The 19,950-nt window shown below is 73.9% G+C and carries 16 protein-coding genes; 4 read left to right on the top strand and 12 right to left on the bottom strand.

Annotation, left to right across the window (positions count from 1 at the left end; all coding sequences use genetic code 11):
• Positions 1-313: 313 nt before the first annotated feature.
• Together ACFFHU_RS04205 and ACFFHU_RS04200 are read right to left on the bottom strand one after the other, a co-directional pair.
• Positions 314-2,029, bottom strand: a complete 1,716-nt coding sequence (locus tag ACFFHU_RS04205) for an MDR family MFS transporter (protein ID WP_377335805.1) — start codon at positions 2,027-2,029, stop codon at positions 314-316.
• Positions 2,026-2,517, bottom strand: coding sequence for a MarR family winged helix-turn-helix transcriptional regulator (locus ACFFHU_RS04200; protein WP_377335803.1), 492 nt, complete (start codon positions 2,515-2,517; stop codon positions 2,026-2,028). Before ACFFHU_RS04200 ends, ACFFHU_RS04205 begins: the two co-directional genes overlap by 4 nt.
• 110 nt (positions 2,518-2,627) lie before the next feature.
• Here ACFFHU_RS04200 and ACFFHU_RS04195 point away from each other — a divergent pair, with 110 nt between their 5' ends.
• Entirely contained in the window at positions 2,628-3,230 is a 603-nt protein-coding gene (locus tag ACFFHU_RS04195) for a TetR/AcrR family transcriptional regulator (RefSeq protein WP_377335801.1), read from the top strand.
• 97 nt (positions 3,231-3,327) lie between these two features.
• Entirely contained in the window at positions 3,328-4,098 is a 771-nt protein-coding gene (locus ACFFHU_RS04190; RefSeq protein ID WP_377335799.1) for a CPBP family intramembrane glutamic endopeptidase, read from the top strand.
• 345 nt (positions 4,099-4,443) lie between these two features.
• Here ACFFHU_RS04190 and ACFFHU_RS04185 read toward each other — a convergent pair whose 3' ends face one another.
• The 3 genes from ACFFHU_RS04185 to ACFFHU_RS04175 all read right to left on the bottom strand — a co-directional run bounded on the left by ACFFHU_RS04185 (position 4,444) and on the right by ACFFHU_RS04175 (position 9,157).
• Complete coding sequence (locus ACFFHU_RS04185) at positions 4,444-4,923, bottom strand: acyl-CoA thioesterase (RefSeq protein WP_377335798.1); 480 nt, start codon at positions 4,921-4,923, stop codon at positions 4,444-4,446.
• Between the two features lie 29 nt (positions 4,924-4,952).
• Positions 4,953-6,062 carry an NHL repeat-containing protein gene (locus ACFFHU_RS04180; protein WP_377336065.1) on the bottom strand — a complete coding sequence of 370 codons (1,110 nt, stop codon included), beginning with the start codon at positions 6,060-6,062 and terminating at the stop codon, positions 4,953-4,955.
• A gap of 2,342 nt (positions 6,063-8,404) precedes the next feature.
• Positions 8,405-9,157 (bottom strand): hypothetical protein, encoded by a 753-nt coding sequence (locus ACFFHU_RS04175; RefSeq protein WP_377335796.1) that lies wholly within the window; start codon positions 9,155-9,157, stop codon positions 8,405-8,407.
• Positions 9,158-9,306: 149 nt separating this feature from the next.
• Between ACFFHU_RS04175 and ACFFHU_RS04170 the strand changes: the two genes are divergently transcribed.
• Together ACFFHU_RS04170 and ACFFHU_RS04165 are read left to right on the top strand one after the other, a co-directional pair.
• Complete coding sequence (locus ACFFHU_RS04170) at positions 9,307-9,945, top strand: alpha-ketoglutarate-dependent dioxygenase AlkB (RefSeq protein ID WP_377335794.1); 639 nt, start codon at positions 9,307-9,309, stop codon at positions 9,943-9,945.
• 97 nt (positions 9,946-10,042) lie between these two features.
• The gene (locus tag ACFFHU_RS04165) at positions 10,043-10,816 is read left to right on the top strand and encodes an arginase family protein (RefSeq protein WP_377335792.1); all 774 of its coding nucleotides are present in this window, start codon (positions 10,043-10,045) and stop codon (positions 10,814-10,816) included.
• A gap of 33 nt (positions 10,817-10,849) precedes the next feature.
• On the opposite strand, the gene ACFFHU_RS04160 is transcribed toward ACFFHU_RS04165, so the two are convergent.
• The 7 genes from ACFFHU_RS04160 to ACFFHU_RS04130 all read right to left on the bottom strand — a co-directional run bounded on the left by ACFFHU_RS04160 (position 10,850) and on the right by ACFFHU_RS04130 (position 19,935).
• A complete protein-coding gene (locus tag ACFFHU_RS04160) occupies positions 10,850-11,641 on the bottom strand; it encodes a hypothetical protein (protein ID WP_377335790.1) in 792 nt (263 codons plus the stop codon).
• A gap of 134 nt (positions 11,642-11,775) precedes the next feature.
• The gene (locus ACFFHU_RS04155) at positions 11,776-12,207 is read right to left on the bottom strand and encodes a hypothetical protein (RefSeq protein WP_377335788.1); all 432 of its coding nucleotides are present in this window, start codon (positions 12,205-12,207) and stop codon (positions 11,776-11,778) included.
• 71 nt (positions 12,208-12,278) lie between these two features.
• Positions 12,279-14,039 (bottom strand): AMP-binding protein, encoded by a 1,761-nt coding sequence (locus tag ACFFHU_RS04150; RefSeq protein WP_377335787.1) that lies wholly within the window; start codon positions 14,037-14,039, stop codon positions 12,279-12,281.
• A gap of 31 nt (positions 14,040-14,070) precedes the next feature.
• Positions 14,071-15,276, bottom strand: a complete 1,206-nt coding sequence (locus ACFFHU_RS04145) for an MFS transporter (protein ID WP_377335786.1) — start codon at positions 15,274-15,276, stop codon at positions 14,071-14,073.
• A gap of 274 nt (positions 15,277-15,550) precedes the next feature.
• Positions 15,551-16,072 carry a GNAT family N-acetyltransferase gene (locus ACFFHU_RS04140; protein WP_377335784.1) on the bottom strand — a complete coding sequence of 174 codons (522 nt, stop codon included), beginning with the start codon at positions 16,070-16,072 and terminating at the stop codon, positions 15,551-15,553.
• Between the two features lie 58 nt (positions 16,073-16,130).
• The gene (locus ACFFHU_RS04135) at positions 16,131-17,762 is read right to left on the bottom strand and encodes an HNH endonuclease signature motif containing protein (protein ID WP_377335782.1); all 1,632 of its coding nucleotides are present in this window, start codon (positions 17,760-17,762) and stop codon (positions 16,131-16,133) included.
• Between the two features lie 64 nt (positions 17,763-17,826).
• Positions 17,827-19,935 carry a right-handed parallel beta-helix repeat-containing protein gene (locus tag ACFFHU_RS04130; RefSeq protein WP_377335780.1) on the bottom strand — a complete coding sequence of 703 codons (2,109 nt, stop codon included), beginning with the start codon at positions 19,933-19,935 and terminating at the stop codon, positions 17,827-17,829.
• Between the last annotated feature and the right edge of the window lie 15 nt (positions 19,936-19,950).

Below are 19,950 nucleotides of genomic sequence, written 5' to 3'. Positions count from 1 at the left end.
GCGACGGCCATGTCGCGACCACGTCCACACTGGCGGCATGCCGGCTGCCCTGGCCGGAAGAGTGCGACTCATCTGGCTGCCCGGATGCCAGATATCGCACGGTGCTGGTTATCTATGGATACCAGTCAATCCCATGAGCCGCAAGCGCGGGTCGGGAGCACACCCGAGCCGCCAGCGTGAACGGGCGTTCCCGAACGGCGCCGACCCGGAGACACATCCCGGGCCGGCGCCGTTATCGAAGGCCGGATAGGCGGCCTCATCCGGCAGGGTGTCCGCGCCGTGCCGGTTCGGCAGGCGCGGACACCTCGATCGGTCAGCCGACCCGCGTGGCGCCGCGCCCGTCCCGGTCCGGCGCATCCGCCGCCGAGCCGCCGGCCGTGCCGTCGATCGACGTGGCGGGCGTACCGCTGGCCGCGGCCGTGCCGTCGACGGCGCCCGCGGCCGTCCCGGACCCGGCCGCCGCGCCGGTGCCGGCACCCGCGTCCGGCAGATCCAGGCTGGTACGCAGGGTGACCTGCTTGAGCAGCAGCGCGGCCGCCAGGCCGAACACCGCGATGCAGGCCGAGATCAGGAAGATGTGCCCGGTGGCGTCGCCGTACGCGGCCCGCACGATGTTCAGGATCGGCGCCGGCAGCGAGCCGAGGTTCAGCGTGCTGCCGCCCGAGCTCGAGGCCGAGGCCGGTACGCCCAGCGCGGTGAGGTCGTGGGTGATCCGGTCGGTGACCCGGTGCGCCAGCACCGCGCCCAGGACGGAGACGCCGACCGCGCCGCCCAGGGACCGGAAGAACGCCACCGTCGAGCTGGCCGCGCCGATGTCCCGCAGCGCCACGGTGTTCTGCACGGCGAGCACCAGGTTCTGCATGCTCATGCCGACCCCGATGCCGACCAGGAACATGCCCACGCCCACGAAGACCAGCGACGTCTGGTGGTCGATGGTACTGAGCAGCCCGAAGCCGGCGACCAGGACGATCAGGCCGGTGATGATGTACGGCTTGATCCGGCCCGTCTTGGTGATCAGCTGCCCGGCGACGATGGAGGAGATGAGCACCCCGCCCATCAGCGGGATGGTGAGCAGGCCGGCCTCGGTCGGGCTGTAGCCGCGGCCGATCTGGAAGTACTGGCCGAGGAAGACGGCGCCGCCGAACATGGCCATGCCGACCGCGAGGCTGGCCAGGATGGCCAGCGCCGTGGTGCGCTCCCGGACGATTTTCAACGGCACGACCGGCTCGGCCGCGCGCGACTCCACGAAGACGGCGAGCGCGAGCAGCACCAGCGAGCCGCCGACCATGGCCAGGGTCTGCCAGGAGATCCAGCCGAACGAGCTGTCGACGAAGGAGACCCAGATGAGCAGCACGCTCACGCCCGCGGCGATGAGCGAGGCGCCCAGGTAGTCGATCTTCACGTTCTCCCGGCGGAGGGTGGGCAGGTGCAGGGTGGCCTGCAGCACGATCAGGGCGACGATCGCCACCGGAACGCCGACGAAGAAGCACCAGCGCCAGCCGAGCCAGGAGGTGTCCACGATGAGGCCGCCCAGCAGCGGGCCGCCGACGGTGGCCAGGGCCATCACGCCGCCAAGGTAGCCGTTGTACCGGCCGCGCTCACGCGGCGGGATCATCGCGGCGATGGCCACCTGGACGAGGGCCTGCAGTCCGCCGACGCCGATGCCCTGGAAGGCGCGGGCGGCGATCAGCTGCCCGGCGCTCTGGCTGAAGCCGGCGATGGCCGAACCGAGCACGAACACCACGATGGCGATCTGGACGAGCGCCTTCTTGTTGAACAGGTCGGCGAGCTTGCCCCAGATCGGGGTGGTGGCGGTAGCAGTGAGCAGGGTGGCCGTGACCACCCAGGTGTACTGGGTCTGCGAGCCGTTGAGCGCGCCGATGATCCGCGGCAGCGCGGTGGAGACGACGGTGCTGCTGAGCATGGCCACGAAGAGCACGAGCAGCAGACCGCTGAGCGCCTCCAGGGTCTGCCGATGGCTCATCGGCTCCGCGCCCTGCGCGGTGGTGGTTGCGGTCGGAGCGCTCATCGCGCTGCCTCCAAGTCGGGGTTACGGGTTTCTACGTTCAGGATTTCCTGGATGTCGGCGCTGAACCGCCCGAGCGCGCGGGTGAAGGCGTCGATCTCCTCCGGTCGCCAGCCCGCGAGGGCGCGGTCGAGCAGGTCGGCATACCAGCGCTGCGACTCGGCCAAGGCCGTACGGCCGCGGTCGGTGATCGCCAACACACTGGCGCGCCGGTCCGCGGGGTCGACCCGGCGTTCGACCAGTCCCTCCGCCACCAGCGCGGCCACGGCGCGGCTCACGGTCGACGGGTCGAGGCTGGATGCCGCCGCCAGCTCCTTGGCGTGGCAGCCGGGAACCCGGTCGACGACCTGGCCGATCAGGCCGAGCGTCTCCACCATCCCGGACGGTATGGCCGGCCGTTCCTCGGTGCGGTGCTGGCGGACCTGCCGGGCGAGCCGGGTGAGTTCGCCCATCCGGCCGATCAGGTGCGCATGGCGAGCGGTGGTGCCCACGTCGCCTCCTCGAAACAATTGGTTGCCTCATACAAGTTTCCACAGATCTTGCTCATTGGGCAACTTTGCTCGATGAGAAGCGCGTCACCTCGGCTCGTAGACTGCGGACCGTGACGGAGAGCCGGACCGTGTCGGAGAGCACCGGCCTGCGGGAGCGGAAGAAGGCGGCCACCCGGCAGGCGCTGCACGAGTCGGCGCTGCGGCTCGCCACCGAGCAGGGGCTGGACCGGCTGACCGTGGAGGCCATCGCGGACGCCGCCCAGGTGTCCCGGCGAACCTTCTCCAACTACTTCGCCAGCAAGGAGGAGGCGCTGCTGCACGCCGACCTGGTCCGGCTGCGCAGCCTGATCGGACTGGTCCGGGCCCGGCCGGCCGGCGAGGACGCCTGGACCGCCCTGCGCCGCAGCGCCGAGGAGTTCATCGGCGACGCCGGCCGGGTCGACCCGGGCTGGCTCGCCCGCCGCCGGCTCATCCACGGCCATCCCACGCTGGCCGCCCAGCAGATCGCCATGTACGGCACGGTCGAGCGGGACCTGGCCGCCGCGCTCATCCCCCGGCTCGGCCGCGGGGCCGACGCCGACCTGCGGTCCCGGGTGCTGGCCGCCACCTTCCTGGCCGGGCTGCGCGCCGCCACCCAGAACTGGATCGACCACCCCGGTCGCCCCCTGGCCGCCGCGGTCCGGGCCGCCCTGTCGTACGTCCGCCCCGCCTGATCCGGCCGCCAGCCGGCCCCGGGTAGGGCCAGCCGGACCACGAAGAGGGCGGCCAGCGGGAGGGCCGGCCGGCCGCTCCGCCCGTACCGTCGATTTCATGACCAGTGTCGATGTCCGCCCGGCCGGTACGGCGCGTCCGGAGCGGTTCGGCTGGGGACGGACCATCGCCCTGCATCTCGGACCGGCCGCGGTGACGTTCGGGACGGCGCTCGCGCTGGCGCCCCTGATGACCCGCCTGGGCCTGCCCGCGAGCTTCGCCCTGACGACCGCGTTCGCCCTGGTGCTCAGCCCGATCGAGCTGGGCCTGCTGCTGCACGCCGCGCACCGGGCGACCGGCCGCTGGTCGCTGCGGGCGCTGCCGGCCGTCATCGCCTACCGGTGCCCGCTGCGCCGGTGGTGGCTGCTCGTGCCGGTGCTGCTGGCCGTGGCCGTCGGGCTGGCGATCGCCTGGTCGCCACTCGGGGCGGCGCTCGGCGGCGGGTTGACCGGACTGTGGCCGGACTGGACGCTGCCCGGGTACGACCCGACCGTTGGGCACCCGCGATCGCTGCTGGTCGGCGTCCTGCTGGTGTCGCTCGTGGTAGACGGCCTGCTCAACCCCGCCATCGAGGAGCTGTACTTCCGCGGTCACCTGCTGCCCCGGCTGCCGGTGGCCGGTTGGACCGCGGTGCCGGTGTCGGCGGCGCTGTTCGCGGTGCAGCACTACTGGCAGCCGTACAACTGGGTATTGATCTTCATCTTGCAGCTGATCTCGACGGCCCTGGTGGTCCGTAGCCGCAGCGTGCGGCTCGGCATCGCCCTGCACTGCCTGGCCAACTCGCTCGGCATCGTGCTCACGCTGGCCGCCGTGCTGACCGCTCCCGGCTGACGCCCCGGCGAACCGGACCGGAAGTGGGCTGCCCCACCCGACCTCCCGGCCCGGTTCCCCCCGTTTCCCCCCGCGAGGTCCGGCAATTGGCGTACGTCTTTACGAAAAAGCCGCCCGGCCCCATTGGGGCGGACGGCTCACGGTCGGCGGACGCGCGTCAGGCGCACCACCACCGCGGCCGCTCAGACCGCCGATCGGCCCAGCTCAGCGCCATGCCGGCCAGCGACGTCCCGCCGAACGGAAGGCTCCGTACGGCCCGGCTCACCCACTCGCACGACATCGTGCTCCCCCGCTTCCTCGAACCACCTGCTCGATCACCGTACGACCGTCCCCGCTGCCCGGCAATCACATTTCCGATGGATAGCTTCCGGGCCGGAGGTGTCCCGGCCCGGCCGCGCGCCCCTGGAGGCCGAGCGGTGTCGGGTCGGTGGCCAGCTCGCGAAACCGCTCGGTCGGGTCGGGCACCAGGCGCCGGGCCGACAGGTCGAGCAGACCGCCCACGCCGGTCAGCGCGGCCACTTCGGTGCCGTCCGGCAGCGTGTAGTTCTGGTCGATCAGGAACGTCTTGCCCGCACCCCAGCGGAACCCGCAGGTCACGTCGACCTCGTCACCGCCGCGCAGCTCCCGCAGGTAGCGGAGGGTGACCTCCAGGGCCACCGGGCCGATCCCGGAGGCGATCAGCCGTTCCTGCGAGATGCCGGCCGCCCGCAGGCACTCCCACCGGGCGTGCTCGGCGTACTGCAGGTAGACGGCCTGGTTCAGATGGCCCTGGGTGTCCAGCTCGTAGCCGCGGACGGTGATGCGCACCCGGAACGGATCTGCCACGCGATCGAGCGTAGCGGCCGGGCCGGACATCACGGCAGCAGGCGGGCCAGGGCCAGCACGCCGGCGTTGACGTTGATCGCGGAGCCGGCCACCAGCAGGGTGCCGTCGGGCCCGGCTGCCAGGCACGCGACCTGGCCCCCCGCGCCGAAGAAGGCCAGTTCGGCCCGGCCACCCCGGGCGAAGTCCGGGTCCACGGTGCCGTCCGGCAGGTAACGCAGCACGGTGGCGGTGCTTATCGGGTCGGCGTTCGCGTAGCCGGCGACCACGATCCGACCGTCGGGCTGGACCAGCACCGCCCGGGCCGTCGCGTCGCCTGCCCCGAGCGGGGTGGTCACCACACCCCCGACCCCGAAGCTCAGATCCGGCGTCCCGTCCGGGTCGAGGCGGGTGACCGCGTACGCCCCGGCGGTGTCTCCCCGGCCAACCACCACGATCCGGCCGTCGGGCTGCAGCGCCGCGGCCGCGGGCTGCCACCACCCCGGCCGGCCGAAGTTCGTCCGGACCACTCCGGCGGTGCCGAACGTCGGATCGGGTCGCCCGTCCACCGTCCACCGGACCAGTCCCAGGTCCGGGTCGTCGCCGCCGCCGTCGGCCACCCGCCCGATCACCACCACCCGGCCGTCCGGCTGGAGCAGCCCGGCTGCTGCCAGGTCGGTCCGGCCGGCTACGTCGATGCTCACCTTCCCGCCGGTGCCGAAGCCCGGATCTGGCGTCCCGTCCGGGGCGTACCGGGCGGCGGCCAGGTCGTTCCCGGGCGGCTCTGAGCCCATCCAGGCGTTGCCGGCCACCACGATCCGCCCGTCCGGCTGGACGAGCACCGCCTGCCCCTGGTCGCTGTCGCCGCCGAAGTCGGCGCTGACCAGACCGCCGACGCCGAAGTCCGGGTCGGGCGTGCCGTCACCCAGATACCGTGCCACCGCGACGTCGTACTGGTCGCCGACCCTGGTGTAGCCGGTGACCAGGATCCGGCCGTCGGGCTGCACGGCCAGCCCGCGCGCCGCCGACACGCCGTCGGCGGCGAAGTCGATGGGGATCGCACCCGCCACGCCGAACGCCTCATCAGGGCGGCCGTCGGGGGTGAACCGGCTCAGCAGGGTGGGCCCGAGCAGCAGGATCCCACCGTCCGGCGCCACGGTCATGGCGACCGGCGGCTCGCGCAGCACGGTCACCTGGCCGCCGTAGCCGAAGGTCGGGTCCAGGTCCGGCCCGGGCGGCACGGTCGCGCAGCTCACCTCGATGTCGGTGACGTCGGCGGCGCCGATCGTTCCGGTGCCGCCGGTAACCGTGCACAGCTGGAGCGGGTTGCCCGGCAGCCGGGTGACCCGCACGTCGTAGCCGGTCCCCGCGTCCCGCAGTCCGGGCAGGGTGAACGGGCCGTTGCCCGGTTCGATCGACGCGAACGTGACCCTGTCCATCAGCGCCAGGCCGGTACCGGCCAGCCCGGTGACGGTCCCGCCTACGGCGTACGTCCGGGGCGGCGCGAAGTCGGCGAGCCGGTAGCCGGCGGTCACCCCCAGCGGTCCGGCGTCCCGCAACCCGACCAAGCTGCCGGCGGGCAGCCCGGGAACATCGCTGGTGGTGGTGCCGGACATGCTTACCAAGCGCACCTCGAACGGGCCGTCGCGGCCGGCGGCGAAGATGTCCGGGGCGCGGAAGTGGAACGCCAGCGCGCCAGGTCCGGCGGGCAACGCCGGCCGCGCGACGCTCGCCGCCACGAACCCGCCGCCGACGTCCGTCAGGGTCGCCCGGACGCGGACCGCGGCCGGCGCCACGAGATCGACCCCCACGGTCACCACCAGCTCCGCGTACGGCGGCAGGCCGCCGCTCCCGGCCGGCACCCCCTGATCGGTGACGGTGCCGGTGAACAGCGCCGGTGGGCGCTGGAACTGGGTGTACGAGTACGGACCGGTGCTGTAGGGCGGCAGCGTGCCGAGGGCGAGCCCGGTGGCGACCTCCGTCAACACGATGTCCCGCAGATGGTACGGACCGGTGTGGCCGCCGGCGAAGATCGCCGCACCGTCGAAGGCCAGCGACAGAGCCCCCACCCCGACCGGCAGCACGTCTTCGGCCCGGGCCAGGCCCACCACCCGGCCGGCGTTGTCGATGAGCCGCCCCCGCAGGCGGTACGCCCCCGCCAGGTCGACCGCCAAGCCGACCGCGATCACCAGTTGGTCGTACCGACCGTCGCCGTCCAGGTCCAGGCCCTGGTCGGTGACCTCACCGGAGAAGGTCGTCCCGCCGAGCGTGACCGGCAGGTGGAGCAGGTGCTTCCGTCCGAACGCCGGCTGGGCCCGCTCGGCCGAGACGACCACCAGATGGTCGCCCGGCGCGGTCGCACCCGGGAAGGTGCCCCGGTAGCCGGCGGCGCCGGGGGAGGCCGGCTCCAGCGTCACGGTGGTGGTGTCGCCGTCGGGGTGGGTCACGAGGGCCGTCACCGTCGCGTCCGGCACCGGTGTGCCGCCCTCGGTCACCGACACGTCGATCTCGACCAGGCTACCCACCGGGTGGGCGGCCCGAGCCACGTCGGCGGTCAGCACGACGCCGGTCTCCCGGTCGACGAACGCGGCGACGGCGACGGCGTACGGCAGCTCGTCGGTGCCGGTGCAGGTGACCTCGGCCGTCCAGGCGCCGGTCACCGGCATCTCGACCTGGTAGCCGGCGTACGACAGCGGACCCTGGTCGGGGAAGGACCCGTACGCGATCGCCGGGCCGATCGTCTCCGGCTCGTACCGGGTCCCGGCCGGGTCGATCAGCGCGAGCCGTAGTCCGGCCTGATCCCCGAAGAGCAGGAACAGGGCTGCGGCCACCGCGTCGACCGGGAGCTCGTGGGTGGCCACGGTGCCCGGAGCGGCGCTGCCGGCGACGGTCCAGGCCACCTGCTCGACCGGTCCGTCGTCGACGATCAGCTCCGCCAACCTGGCGAACTGCTCGGGACCGGAGTTCGACAGGTACAGCGGGAACATCTCGTCCACCACGGCGGTGTTGCTCCGTAACCCGAAGTGGTCGGTCAGGTTGTCGGCCGACGCGTAGGTGTGCCGCTCCGCGTACGACAGGGCGTGCACGCTGTCGACCGTCACCACCAGGTCGTTCGGTCCCCAGTTGCGGGCCAGCCGGTCGGCCAGCGGCTGGTGGTTGTCGCCGGCCACGCTCACATAGCGGGTGGCGCTGTTCTCCGGCCTGGTCCAGTCGTAGTACGCCATGTACGCCCTGGTCATCGGGAAGGTGCCGCCGATGTACATGCCGATCGCGACGAGCGGCGGGATGGCGATGGCGGCGGTGTTGGCGATCAGGCTGCCGTCGTTCGGCGCGGCCACCATGACCAGCACCTCGACGTCGTCGGCATGATCGACGTGTTCTCTGGCGTCGATCCCACCCTTGCTGTGCCCGACCAGGTGTACCCGGTCCACGCCGATACGCCGCCTGAGGTGGCCGACGGCGGTCGTGACCTCCAGGCCGTTGTCGGGAACCGAGCCGTCCCCGGTCAGATCCGGGGCGTACCAGGCGATGTCCCGGGTCGTGCAGCCCACGGCCCAGGCGGCCGGCGGACGCATGGAGGCGCTGTCCACGCCCAGCCCGTGCAGCAGCAGCATCGGCCGCCAGGCGAGCTGGTCGGTGTCACGGGGTTCGAGCGCCACCCAGTCCACCTCGAACCGCACCGGCAGAGCGGCTCCGGTGAACACGAAGGTGAGGTCGTTCGGACGCGGTATGAGCCGCCAACCCGCCGGATCGAGCGGTGCCGGCCCGGCCGGATCGTCCGGGACCGGACGTCGCCGGCGGCCACCTCGAGCACGAAGATCTGCCAGTCGTCGCTGGCGGCGGTGTACGTGCCGGTCAGCGTGCCGAGCGAGCACTCCCGGGCGGTGCCGGAGTGCAGCAGGACCCGCACCGCGAGTGCCGCGCCCGCGGGATCCGACCCCAGTGTGCCACCGGTTTCCAGACCGGAGATCCGGGCGGCCACGCTCAACGTCAGCGTGGCCGCCAGCGTGCCCCGGGCGATGTGGTCGGCCGCGAAGTAGAGGAAACCGTCGGGGTCGACCGCGCCGACGCACCGGGTGGTCTCCAGGGTGACCGTGATCGCCTGGCCCGGGGCCGTGATGAGGTGTTCGGTGTCCAGTTCCGGACCGTCGTCGAGCACGAAGCGGCTGTCGGTGGCCGGCGGAGGCGGGAAGCCTGAGTCGCCCGCTCCCGGCTCGCCGGTACGCGGGGCGCGGCGGCCCGGTCGTAGCGGCTCCATCTCCACCTCCCCGTCCCGCGGCGTCGCCGCCGGAGCACTGAGCTCATTGTGCGCACCCCCGGCTCACCGGTGGCCGGCTCGACGACATGCCGGCACCGATCCGGCGGTTTATCGAACACAAGTTCGAACGACGAGGTAGGGTGATCGCCATGACCTCCCTGGCGTACCAGCCCTCGATGCTCGACCTCGACGACGAGCGCGGCGCCCGGCTGGGCCCGCTGACCGGTCGGATCCGGCGCCACGAGCTGACCCACGGCGCCTGGGTCGACCATCTGGCCGGCTGGGTCCGCGGCTCGGACGCCGTGCTGCGCACCCTGCTCAACGACGTACGGTGGCGGGCCGAGCGCCGGACCATGTACGACAACGACGTGGCGGTGCCCCGGCTGCTGTGCTGGTACGACGGCCGGGAGCGGCTGCCGCATCCGGTGCTCACCGAGGCGCGCAACCGGCTCACCGAGCACTACCTGCGGGAGCTCGGCGAGCCGTTCGTCACCGCCGGCCTCTGCCTCTACCGCGACGGGCGGGACAGCGTCGCCTGGCACGGCGACACCCGGGGTCGATCCTCCTACCTGGACACGATGGTGGCCATCGTGTCGTTCGGCTCGCCCCGCCCGCTGCTGCTGCGGCCGCGCGGCGGCGGAGAGAGCCGGCGGTTCCTGCTCGGTCACGGCGACCTGGTGGTGATGGGCGGGTCCTGCCAGCGCACCTGGGAACATGCCGTCCCCAAGACCACCCGCCCGGTCGGCCCCCGGGTGAGCGTGCAGTTCCGGCCCGTCGGGGTCGCCTGATCCCCGACGGCACCATGACCGCCCCCGGCGGTGGGGCGGCGGCGGACCGGCAACCGCCGCCGCCCCACCGAACCCCCGACGGTCGTAAGGTGTCCGCATGCCACTACCCCTCGTGGTCCCCTACCACCTGGACGAGCATCTTCCGGACCTCGACCTGCTGCTGCCACCGGGCGCCGCCGCCGAGACGGTGACGGTCGAGTTGCCCGAGGGCGACCCGTGGGACCGGATGGCCCGGCTACACGACCGGGTGGCCGACCTGGTGGCCGATCGGGTACGCGGTAACGCCGTGCCGGCGGTGCTCTCCGGCGACTGCATGGTGGCGCTCGGGGTGCTGGCCGGGCTGCAGCGGGCCGGGGTGCAGCCGGCGCTCGTCTGGTTCGACGCGCACGGCGACCTGCAGACCCTGGAGACCAGCGCCTCCGGCTACCTGGGCGGGATACCGCTGCGCATCCTCACCGGCTACCGCCCGGAGCTGAGCGCGGACCGGCTCGGGCTGCGCCCGCTGGCCACGGATCGGGTCGTGCTGGTGGACGGCCGCGATCTCGACCCGCCCGAGGAGACGTACCTGGCCACCGCCGGCATCCACCGGTCGACCGTGCCCGGGCTGACCGCGACGACGCTGCCCCCGGGTCCGCTGATGTTGCACCTCGACGCCGATGTCATCGATCCGGGCGAGCTGCCGGAACCGCGCTACCCGGCGCCCCGCGGGCCCTCCGCGGCCGAGGTGCTCGCGGCCGTCCGGCGGGTCTTCGACACCGGCCGGGTGGTGGCGTACGACCTCGGTTGCACCTGGAAGCCGCGGCGCGAGGTGCCGTCCGCGACCCGCGCCCGGCTGCTCGACACCCTGCTGCTCACCTCCTGCACCTGGTAGCCGGCCGCGACGTCCGGTGCCCGGCCGGCCCGGTCAGCCGGCCTGGGCGGCCCGCAGCCGGGACGGCGCGTTCGCCGGGCGCTGCGCCGGCACGACCGGGACCGTGACGGTGGCCCCGGTCAGCAGCTCCCCCAGCAGGTCCCCGGCGGGCGCCGGCCGGGACGCCAGCGCGGTGGCCTGCGCCGCCTCGGCCCGCAGGCTGCGGGCGGCCTCGGCGGCCCGCTCGGCCTGCTGCCACGCCGTCCGCTCCCGCTCCGCTGCGGAGCGGTGCGCGGCCAGCTTCTCGTCCCGGATCACCCGCAGCAGGTGCCGCTCCTGGTCGACCGGGTGCAGCCGCGGATCCCAGCCGGCGCGGTGCGCCAGCGCCTCGGTGAGCCGCGCCACCGGCAGGTCACCCCGCCAGTGCGCGGCGATCACGGCACGGTGCAGGTACCGCTCGCGGTCCGCGTACTCGGTCGGGGTCTGCGGGGTACGCGGCGCCGGCAGCGCGGCAGCGGCGGCGACCCGGTCCAGCGCCTCGTCCGCGGCACGGTACGCCTGCCAGGCGGCCTCCACCTCGTCCTCGGCGGCCGACCAGGCCTCCCGAGCCTGCCGGGCGGTGGCGGCCGCCCGATCGGCCGCCACGCTGACCTCATCGGCATACCGCAGCAGGTCCCGCTCGTGTTCACCGGCGGTGTCCGGACCGTCCGGCGCGCCGGATCGCTGCGCGCGAACGGGTTGACTGACCAGGGCGACCATCGCCACCAGGCCGAGGAGCAGCAGAACGAACCAGATGACCGCGGCGCGCGGCACGTCGGGCAGGACGACGGACAGGACGGTTTCCATGGGGAGAGCACCTCGGGGGGGTCGAGCGGAAAGGGGCACGCGGGGGGGCGTCCCGGGCTGGACCGAGGTGGGGCAGGCCGGGTCTCCGGCGGAGCCGGGACGGGCCGTGCGGTGACGGCCGAGGGCGGGACGCCTCAGCGGGTCGGCGGGGCGCGCTCGCCCGTCGTACCCGGAAGCACCGCCCGGACGGGCCGCCAGCCCGTGCTGGCCGCGGACCCGACGGTCGCGGCGGTCGACCCGGCGAGCGCGGTGGTCGGCGCCGGCAGCGAGTCGGCGCCGGGGACGGCGACCGGCGCGGCGAGCAGGGCGCGGGCGGGACGCAGGTCCCGGGTGGCGCCCGCGGCGACGGTCAGCGTGCTGGGCCGGACCGCGGCCGTGGCGGCGGACGGTCGGTCGACCGTCACGGCGACCCGATCCGCGTCCGGCGGGGCGGCCGTGGCAGTGGGGGCGGCCGCACCGGCGCCGAGCGCCAGGATCGCGGCCGTGAACGCGGTCATGGCCAGCGAGGCGACCGACCGCAGCAGCCACCGCGCCACCCACGATGCGGGTGCGAGAGCGACGGCCATGGCTCGAACCTACCGTGCCCGAGCCCCGGACGCAGCAGAAGTGGCACGTCTCATGTGCCGCCTATGTCCTTTCAGGACAGCTGGTCTTCCCGGTACTCGCCGGGCGGCCGGGCGTCGGCCGCGCCGTGCTTGTCGCGCTCGGCGGCGCGCAGCTCGGTACGACGGATCTTGCCGGAGATGGTCTTGGGCAGGTCCGCGAACTCCAGCCGGCGGATCCGCAGGTACGGCGCCAGCCGCCGGCGGGAGTACGCGAAGATCGCCCGGGCGGTCTCCTCGGTCGGCGCCCATCCCGACGCGAGCACCACGTACGCCTTCGGCACCGCGAGCCGGACCGGGTCCGGCGACGGGACCACGGCCGCCTCGGCCACGGCCTCGTGCTCCAGCAGCACGCTCTCCAGCTCGAAGGGCGAGACCCGGTAGTCCGAGGCCTTGAACACGTCATCGGTGCGGCCCACGTAGCTCAGGTAGCCGTCGGCGTCCCGGGCCGCGAGGTCGCCCGTGTGGTAGTACCCACCCGCCATGACCGTGGCGGTCAGCTCCGGGTCGCCGTGGTAGCCGGTCATCAGCGCGGCCGGCCGCCGGGACAGGTCGAGACACACCTCACCGTCGTCGCCCGGCTCCCCGGTGAGCGGGTCGATCAGCACCACCGGATAGCCGGGCAGCGGCCGACCCATCGAGCCCGGCTTCACCCGCTGGCCCGGCGGGTTGCCGATCTGGGCGGTGGTCTCGGTCTGCCCGTACCCGTCCCGGATCGTCACCCCCCAGGCCGCCCGCACCTGCTCGATCACCTCGGGGTTCAGCGGCTCCCCGGCGCCGACCACGATCTCCGGCGGGGTGCGCAGCCGGCTCAGGTCGGCCTGGATCAGCATCCGCCACACCGTCGGCGGGGCGCAGAAGCTCGTCACCCCGCAGCGGTCCAGCTCGGCCAGCAGGGCCGGCGCGTCGAACCGGGCATAGTTGTAGACGAACACCGTGGCCTCGGCGTTCCACGGCGCGAACACGCTGCTCCAGGCGTGCTTGGCCCAGCCCGGCGAGGAGACGTTCAGGTGGACGTCGCCGGGGCGCAGCCCGATCCAGTACATCGTGGACAGATGGCCGGCCGGGTACGACGTGTGGGTGTGCTCGACCAGCTTGGCCCGGGCCGTCGTACCCGAGGTGAAGTAGCGCAGCAGCGGCTCGTCCGCCCCGGTCGGTCCGTCGGGGGTGAACCCGGCCGGTTCCCGGTACGCCTCGGCGTACGCCAGCCAGCCGTCCCCGGCCGCGGCGCCGCCGACCGCGATCCGGGTGTAGTCGCCCGGTACGTCGGCGAACTTGTCCACGTCGCCCGCGCCCGCCACGACGTGCCGGACCGCGCCCCGGTCGATCCGGTCGGCCAGGTCGGCCGGGCCGAGCAGCGGGGTGGCCGGGATGAGCACGGCCCGCAGTTTCATCGCGGCGAGGATGGTCTCCCACAGTTCCAGCTGGTTGCCGAGCATCAGCAGCAGCGGATCGCCGGCCCGTACCCCGCGACCGCGCAGCCAGTTCGCCACCTGGTCGGACCGGCGGGACAGTTCCGCGTACGACCAGCGCCGCTCGGCGCCGTCGGCCTCGACGATCCACAACGCCGTACGCTCATTGTCGCGCGCGATGACGTCGAACCAGTCGAGCGCCCAGTTGAACTCCGCCGGCCGGGGCCAGCGGAACCGCTCGTACGCCGTGTCATGGTCCTCGCGGTGCGCGAGCAGCAAGTCCCGCGCGGCCCGGAAGGCCTCGGTGCCGGGGCTGCCGGAGGTGCCGGGGCTGCCGGAGGTGCCGGACGTGCCGGCGCTGTCGGGAGTGCCGGAGGTGACCATGGTGCGAGCCTGCTCCGCGCCGGATGACGGGTCAAGGGCCGGACGCGGGAGCGGCGGCCGGCACGGGCGGGCCGGTGGGCGCGCCCGGGCGGGGCCGCCGGCCGGACCACCAGGCCAGCGCGCCGGCGCCCACCGCCACGACCGCGCAGGCGGGCCAGAGCAGGCGCGGGCCGGCCGAGTAGGCCAGCGCGCCCACCGGCGGTGACAGGATGGTGCCACTGGTGGCCGCGCCGGTGTAGAGGCCCTGGTATCGACCGACGAGCCGATCGGGGGCGGCGTCCAGGACGTACGCGGTGGCGGTGGTCTTGTAGAGGATCTCCCCGGCGGTGATGACCACCATGGCCGCCACCACCGCGACCGTGGCCGTCCCGAGGGTGAACAGCCCGAACCCCAGCCCCACCAGGACGTACCCGGCGGCCACGATGCCGACGGCGTTCCGCCGGCGCAGCGCGAGGGCCACCGGCAGCTCGAGGCAGAGGATCAGCCCGGACCCCAGCGCGATGAGCGCGGCGTACAGCGCGACCGGTTGCCCGCCGTCGCGCAGGTAGACCGGCACCGTCGAGTACAGCTGGCGGTAGACCAGGTCCACCCCGACGATGGCCGGCAGCAGCAACAGCAGGCCCGGGTCGGCCCGCAGCGCGGGCCACAACGCCGGGCGGCCGCGCCCGTCCGGGCGCGCGGCCGGCGCCGGCTCCGTGGGCAGCAGCCGGGCCGTCACCAACCGGACCACCAGGGTGACCGCGCCGTCCACCACGAACAGCCAGGTGAAGCCGTACGTCGAGAGCAGCGCCCCGAGCGGCGGACCGATCACGCAGCCGGCGTTGAAGGCGGTGCGACCGATCGCCACCGCGCGCCGCCGATCGCCGGGCGGCGCGGCGAGCGCGGCCAGCGCGCCCTGCGAGACGCCGGTGGTCGCCGAGGCGTACCCGAGCACCGGCAGCGCCACGACCAGGACCGGGCTGGGCAGCCACGGGATGGCCAGGGTCAGCAGCCCGACCGCCGCCGAGCCGACCAGCATGACCCGCCGGTGCCCGTACCGGTCCCCGAAGCCGCCACCGGTGAAGTTGCCCAGCAGCAGGCCGGCGCCGAGACTCCCGGCCAGCAGGCCGGCCGGCCCGAGCGGGATGCCCCGCGGCCCGGTCAGATAGAGGAAGAGAAAGGTGAACAGGAACGAACCGCAGGCATTGACGAACCGCCCGGCCGCCAGCACCCAGACCACCCGTGGCACGTCCCGCATTCGCCCACTCCCCTCAGTTTCCAATAGGAACTGACTATAGGAGTCCGAGCTCTCCGATGCGACCGGCAACCGCCGGCCCCGATCCGGCCAGGGTGGCCGGGCCGACTCGGCCAGCCAGGGTGGCCGGGCCGACTCGGCCAGCCAGGGTGGCCGGGCCGACTCGGCCAGCCAGGGTGGCCGGGCCGACACGACCAGCCAGGGTGGCCGGGCCGACACGACCGGCCAGACGGACGGCGGGCATGCGGGCGGGCATGCCGGGTTGTCGCGGGAGGGTCTACATCGGCTTGGTGCACAGCACGTCCGGCATCGGCAGGTAGCCGAGCGCCTGCCAGAACCGCAGGCCGGCCGCGTTGTCCGGCATGACGAGCAGGTTGACCCGCGGGCAGCCCAACCGGCGGAAGCGTCCCTCGAGCTCGTCCACCAGCAGGCTGGCGACGCCCCTCCGGCGGTGGGTGGGGGGTACGGCGAGCCGCAGGATCCAGCCCCGCCGCCCGTCGAAGGTGCCCAGGACCACGCCCACCAGACTCCCGCCCCCTCCGCCGGCCCGCCCGTCGCAGACCTCGCGGGCCACAACATGGCCGGCCGCGGCCACCGGACCCACGCCGACCTCAGCCGTCGGCGGCGCGCCGACCTCCGAGGCAGGGTCACGGACGGCCTCGGCTACCAGAAACAACTCGGGGTCGCGGGCCAGCTTGGCCGCCAACTCGGCCCGGGAGAGGGCCTCCCGGCCGGCCGCCGCCCACAGGGCCACCACGGCGTCATAGTCGGCCCAGTCGAACTGACGGATGCGGATCACTACATCTCCCTTGCCGGCTCGCGAGCCGGGTGCGACGACGACCCGACCAGCGGGCAGCTCAGCAGCGGAGGTGGTGCCGGTTGCGCCGTGGCCTGCGCTCGGGGTCGACCCAGTGCGGCGGGCGGAACTCGGGATGACCGTCGGCGGCGAGCCGTACGGTCCACTCGCCGCGATGCACCACCCGGTGGTGATAGCCGCACAGCAGGACGGCGTTGTGCAGGGCGGTCTCGCCGCCGTCCGTCCAATGTTGTATGTGGTGGCCGGCACACCGGCGCGGCGGGCGATCGCACCCGGGGAAGGCGCAGCCACGGTCGCGCAAGACGAGCGCCCGACGCAGGGGGCCGGTGAACAGCCGCCGCTGCCGCCCGACGTCCAGCACCTGGCCCTGCCCGCCGAGCACCGCCGGCAGGATCCCCGCGTCGCAGGCCAGCCGCCGGACCGTCGCCGCCGACAACCGAAGCCCGCTGTCGAGAAGGCCCACCCCGAACCGGCCCCGGGAACGGTCGAGGTGATGGCGGCTTCCGGCCGACTGGACAGGCGTGGTGGGCAGGGCGCCTGGCGCGAGCCCGGCATCCACGATGCTGGCGTCCAGACCGTCTGCTGCTGCCGCGCGGTTGAGGGTCGTCGTGGGCGGGGCTGTCGCACCACGGAGCATCATGGCCGCACCAGGGAGGGCGTTCGCAGCGTGCCTTGAGCCCTCGGACGCGGCGTTGGCCGGCGCCGGACCGTTGCCCGCGCGCCGGCCGGGCCGGCTCGGGCCAGCATTGGACGGTCGCCGCTTTAACGGTCCGCCGACCCGCACCTGCGCCGACAGCGCCGCGAAGCTGGTGGTCACGACGATCTGCGCCGGCTCCCCGCCGCTGTCGGGAAGCTCACCGGTACGCAGTGCCAGCCGGGCAATCTCGGCCATGGCGTCGTGCCGGCGTTGGCCCGGGCTGCGGTCGTCGCCGGGGCCGTTCGGCTTCGTCAACGGGTCGAGCGCCGCGATCAGCGTGCTGCCCGCCTCGGCGTCGAGCACGCCGCGCAGCCGGACCCAGCCCTCCGGCGACGTCGACAGGGTCAGGTCGCGCCTGCGTTCGGCCCGCTGCTCGGCTGCGGCCAGCGCCCGGCGGTCCGCCTCCTCGGCCAACTCGGGCGCGACGTGCTGCAGGATCCGGTCGGCACAGCTGCGCAGCGCGGACGGTTCGAGCTCTCGGGCATCGGCGAGCAGCGTGTGCAGTGCCTTGTCCGCGAGATCGATCCCAGCCTCGGCGCGAACCCCGCCGACGGCAGCAGCGATGATCTTCGCCTGCTCAACGCTCACATCTCCGGCCGTGACGGCCTCGTGCAGCACCCCGCCGGCAGCGTCGGCGCCACAATCGGCCGCGCCGCTCCGGGCGGTTGCGCCGGAGGTGGGGTCGGCGGCGCCGGTTGCCAGCCAGGACGCGTCGGAGACCAACCGGCGCGCCGGCCCGGCCGCCACCCGCAACCGGTCCCGCAGCCAGCCTGCGGTCGAGGCGGCGCCCTGGGCACGGCCCAGATCCCGACCGTCCACCTCGCGCACCAGAGAAAGCTCGAGAGCCGCGAGCCGTCGCAACAGCCCGTGCACGCCCACCAGCGAACCGACCAGCTCGTCCGCGTCGAGGGACCAGAGCGGCGCGGCCAGGCAGGCCGAAACCGCCGCGTCCGCCTCGCCCAGCCGATCGATCATGCACATCAGATTAGAACAGGGATACGACAATCCCGTCCGCGCCGGGCACGCCCGCCGGCCGACTTCAGCTGGCGCCAACCGTGCCGGCGCCGGAAGGCCGGCTGCCGGGGTGCGGCTCGCCGACAGGGCCTCCCGGCGCGGCCACGGGGCCTCCCGGCGCGGCGACGGGCCGAAGCGCCGCGGCCACCGCCACCCAGGGGACCCAGAGCAGCTCCAGCAGGATGCGCGGCCACACCGGCCCCACCGGCGTGTACGGCAGCAGCACCAGGCCGCGGTCCACCGCGCCGAGCAACGCGCAGACCGCCAGGGCCAGTGTCAGGATGCCGAGCCCCCGGCCGTCGCCGGGCACGCCGGGCCGGGCGCGCGCGACCAGCTCCCGGCCCAGCCCCAGCCAGCCGAGGCCGAGCAGCCCCAGGCCGATCGGGGTCAGCCAGCTTCCGTCGTACGCGGTGCCGAGCACGCCCACGACGAGCCCGGCCAGCGCCACGGCGACCGCCACCGCCGACCGGCGGCCGCGCCGGATCCGCAGCCACAACGCGAGCATGGCCAGGCCGAGCAGCACCGCCTCGCCGAGCGCCCACTGCACCTCGATCCGGCCGATGCCGCGGGCGCCGAACCAGTCGCAGTTGACCGGGATGCGCCGGTCGCCGAGCGAATAGTCGGCACAGACGTACAGCTTGAGGGTCTTGCCGGGCTCGGCGAGCGCGCGATTCGCGGTCGGCCAGGTCGGGAGTTGGTCGGCGCCGCACCGCGGCAGCGCGCGGGGCTCGACCGGCGCGGAGGCCGGCTGCCAGCAGGAGCCCCGGCCCTGACCGTCCCACCAGAAGTCCATCCCGTTCGGCGCCTTCCGGCCGGACGGGTCGACGCCGAGCCGGTTGCCGAGATAGCGGTTGTGATGCGAGGTGTCGAACTGCGCGCCGAACCGGTTGTCGCCGCGGACAAAGCCCGGCACCCAGGAGGTCAGGAACCCGGTGTACGCGTTGCCGTAGACCCAGTTGTCCTGCCACAGGTTGTAGTTGCCGCCCGGGTTGATCACGCCGGTGCCCGGCGGCACGCCGACCGACGGGCAGACCACGCCGTGCTCGTACCCGCGCTCGGCGTACGGCCGGGCGCAGGTGCCGTCCCGGACATAGCCGTAGTAGTCCCGGTTGTTGTCGCCGATGGTGTTGTGCTCGAAGCGGGCGTGGTTCTGCGGCATCCCCGGGTGGTGCGGGAACGCCGAGTCGGTGGCCACCCCGGCCGTGTTGTTGGTGAACGTGTTGTCGTGCGCCCACACCGAATCGCCGGCGGTGCCGGAGTAGCCGAGCAGGTTGTCGTGTGAGTTGCACCGGCGGATCTCGATGGCGTACCGGCCGACGGCGTAGCCGCGTCGGGCGTTCAGGTTGGACGCCGCGCCGGGATAGACGCCCGAGTCGCCGTTACCGTACGCCTCGCAGTCGGTGTAGAGGCCGTGGTCGTCGGCGAAGGTGAGGAAGCCGTACTCGTCGTTCCACCGTCCCGTCACCCGGTCCAGCACGAAGCCGTCGGTCTCCATCACGTACACGGCGTTGAAGGTGGTCCGCTCGGCGGTGAGGTTGCGCAGGTAGAAGCCGTCGGCCCGGTCGGCACGCAGCGCGTTGAGCTTGCGGAACTGGGCGTCCAGCACGACGTCGGCCGGGGTCGCGCCGGTGCCCTCGATCTGCACGTCGCGCTTGCCCAGCACGGCCACCAGATTCTGTACGTGCGGGCAGTCCCGCTGCTGTTCGTAGCTGAGCACCTGGTACTGCCGGTTGCTCGACCACGGCGCGTCCAGGGTGTCGCAGCCACCGGTGGGCGGGGCGAGGCTCGGCTCCTCCTGGTATACCCCGGGCAGCATGAGGATCCGGGCGCCGGCGGCCGGGGCGGCGTCGACGGCCGCCTGCAGGTGCCGGTACCCGCCGCGCTGGCACTCGGCGAACAGCGCGAGGTTGCGGGCCCGCAGGTCGGCCGGGAAGCCGGCGATCCGGGCCGCGAAATCGACCGGGTCGGCCTTGCAGACCAACAGTTGCGGCCCGCCGGTCCGGTAGGCCGGCACGCTGCCGGTGCCGTCGGGATAGACCGGTGGCCGCTCGTCGTGCGCCGCCGCCGGGCCGCCGGGCCAGAGCACGAGAAGCAGCAGTACGCCCGCAGCAGCGATCCCGGTCGATCTCCTCATAGCCGGAGGCTAGAG

Origin of the sequence: Plantactinospora siamensis (genome assembly GCF_042434095.1) — a bacterium.
In the GTDB taxonomy this organism is placed as follows: Bacteria; Actinomycetota; Actinomycetes; order Mycobacteriales; family Micromonosporaceae; genus KBS50.
Note: the sequence above shows the minus strand (reverse complement) of the source record. Positions and strands in the feature narration are given on the sequence as shown.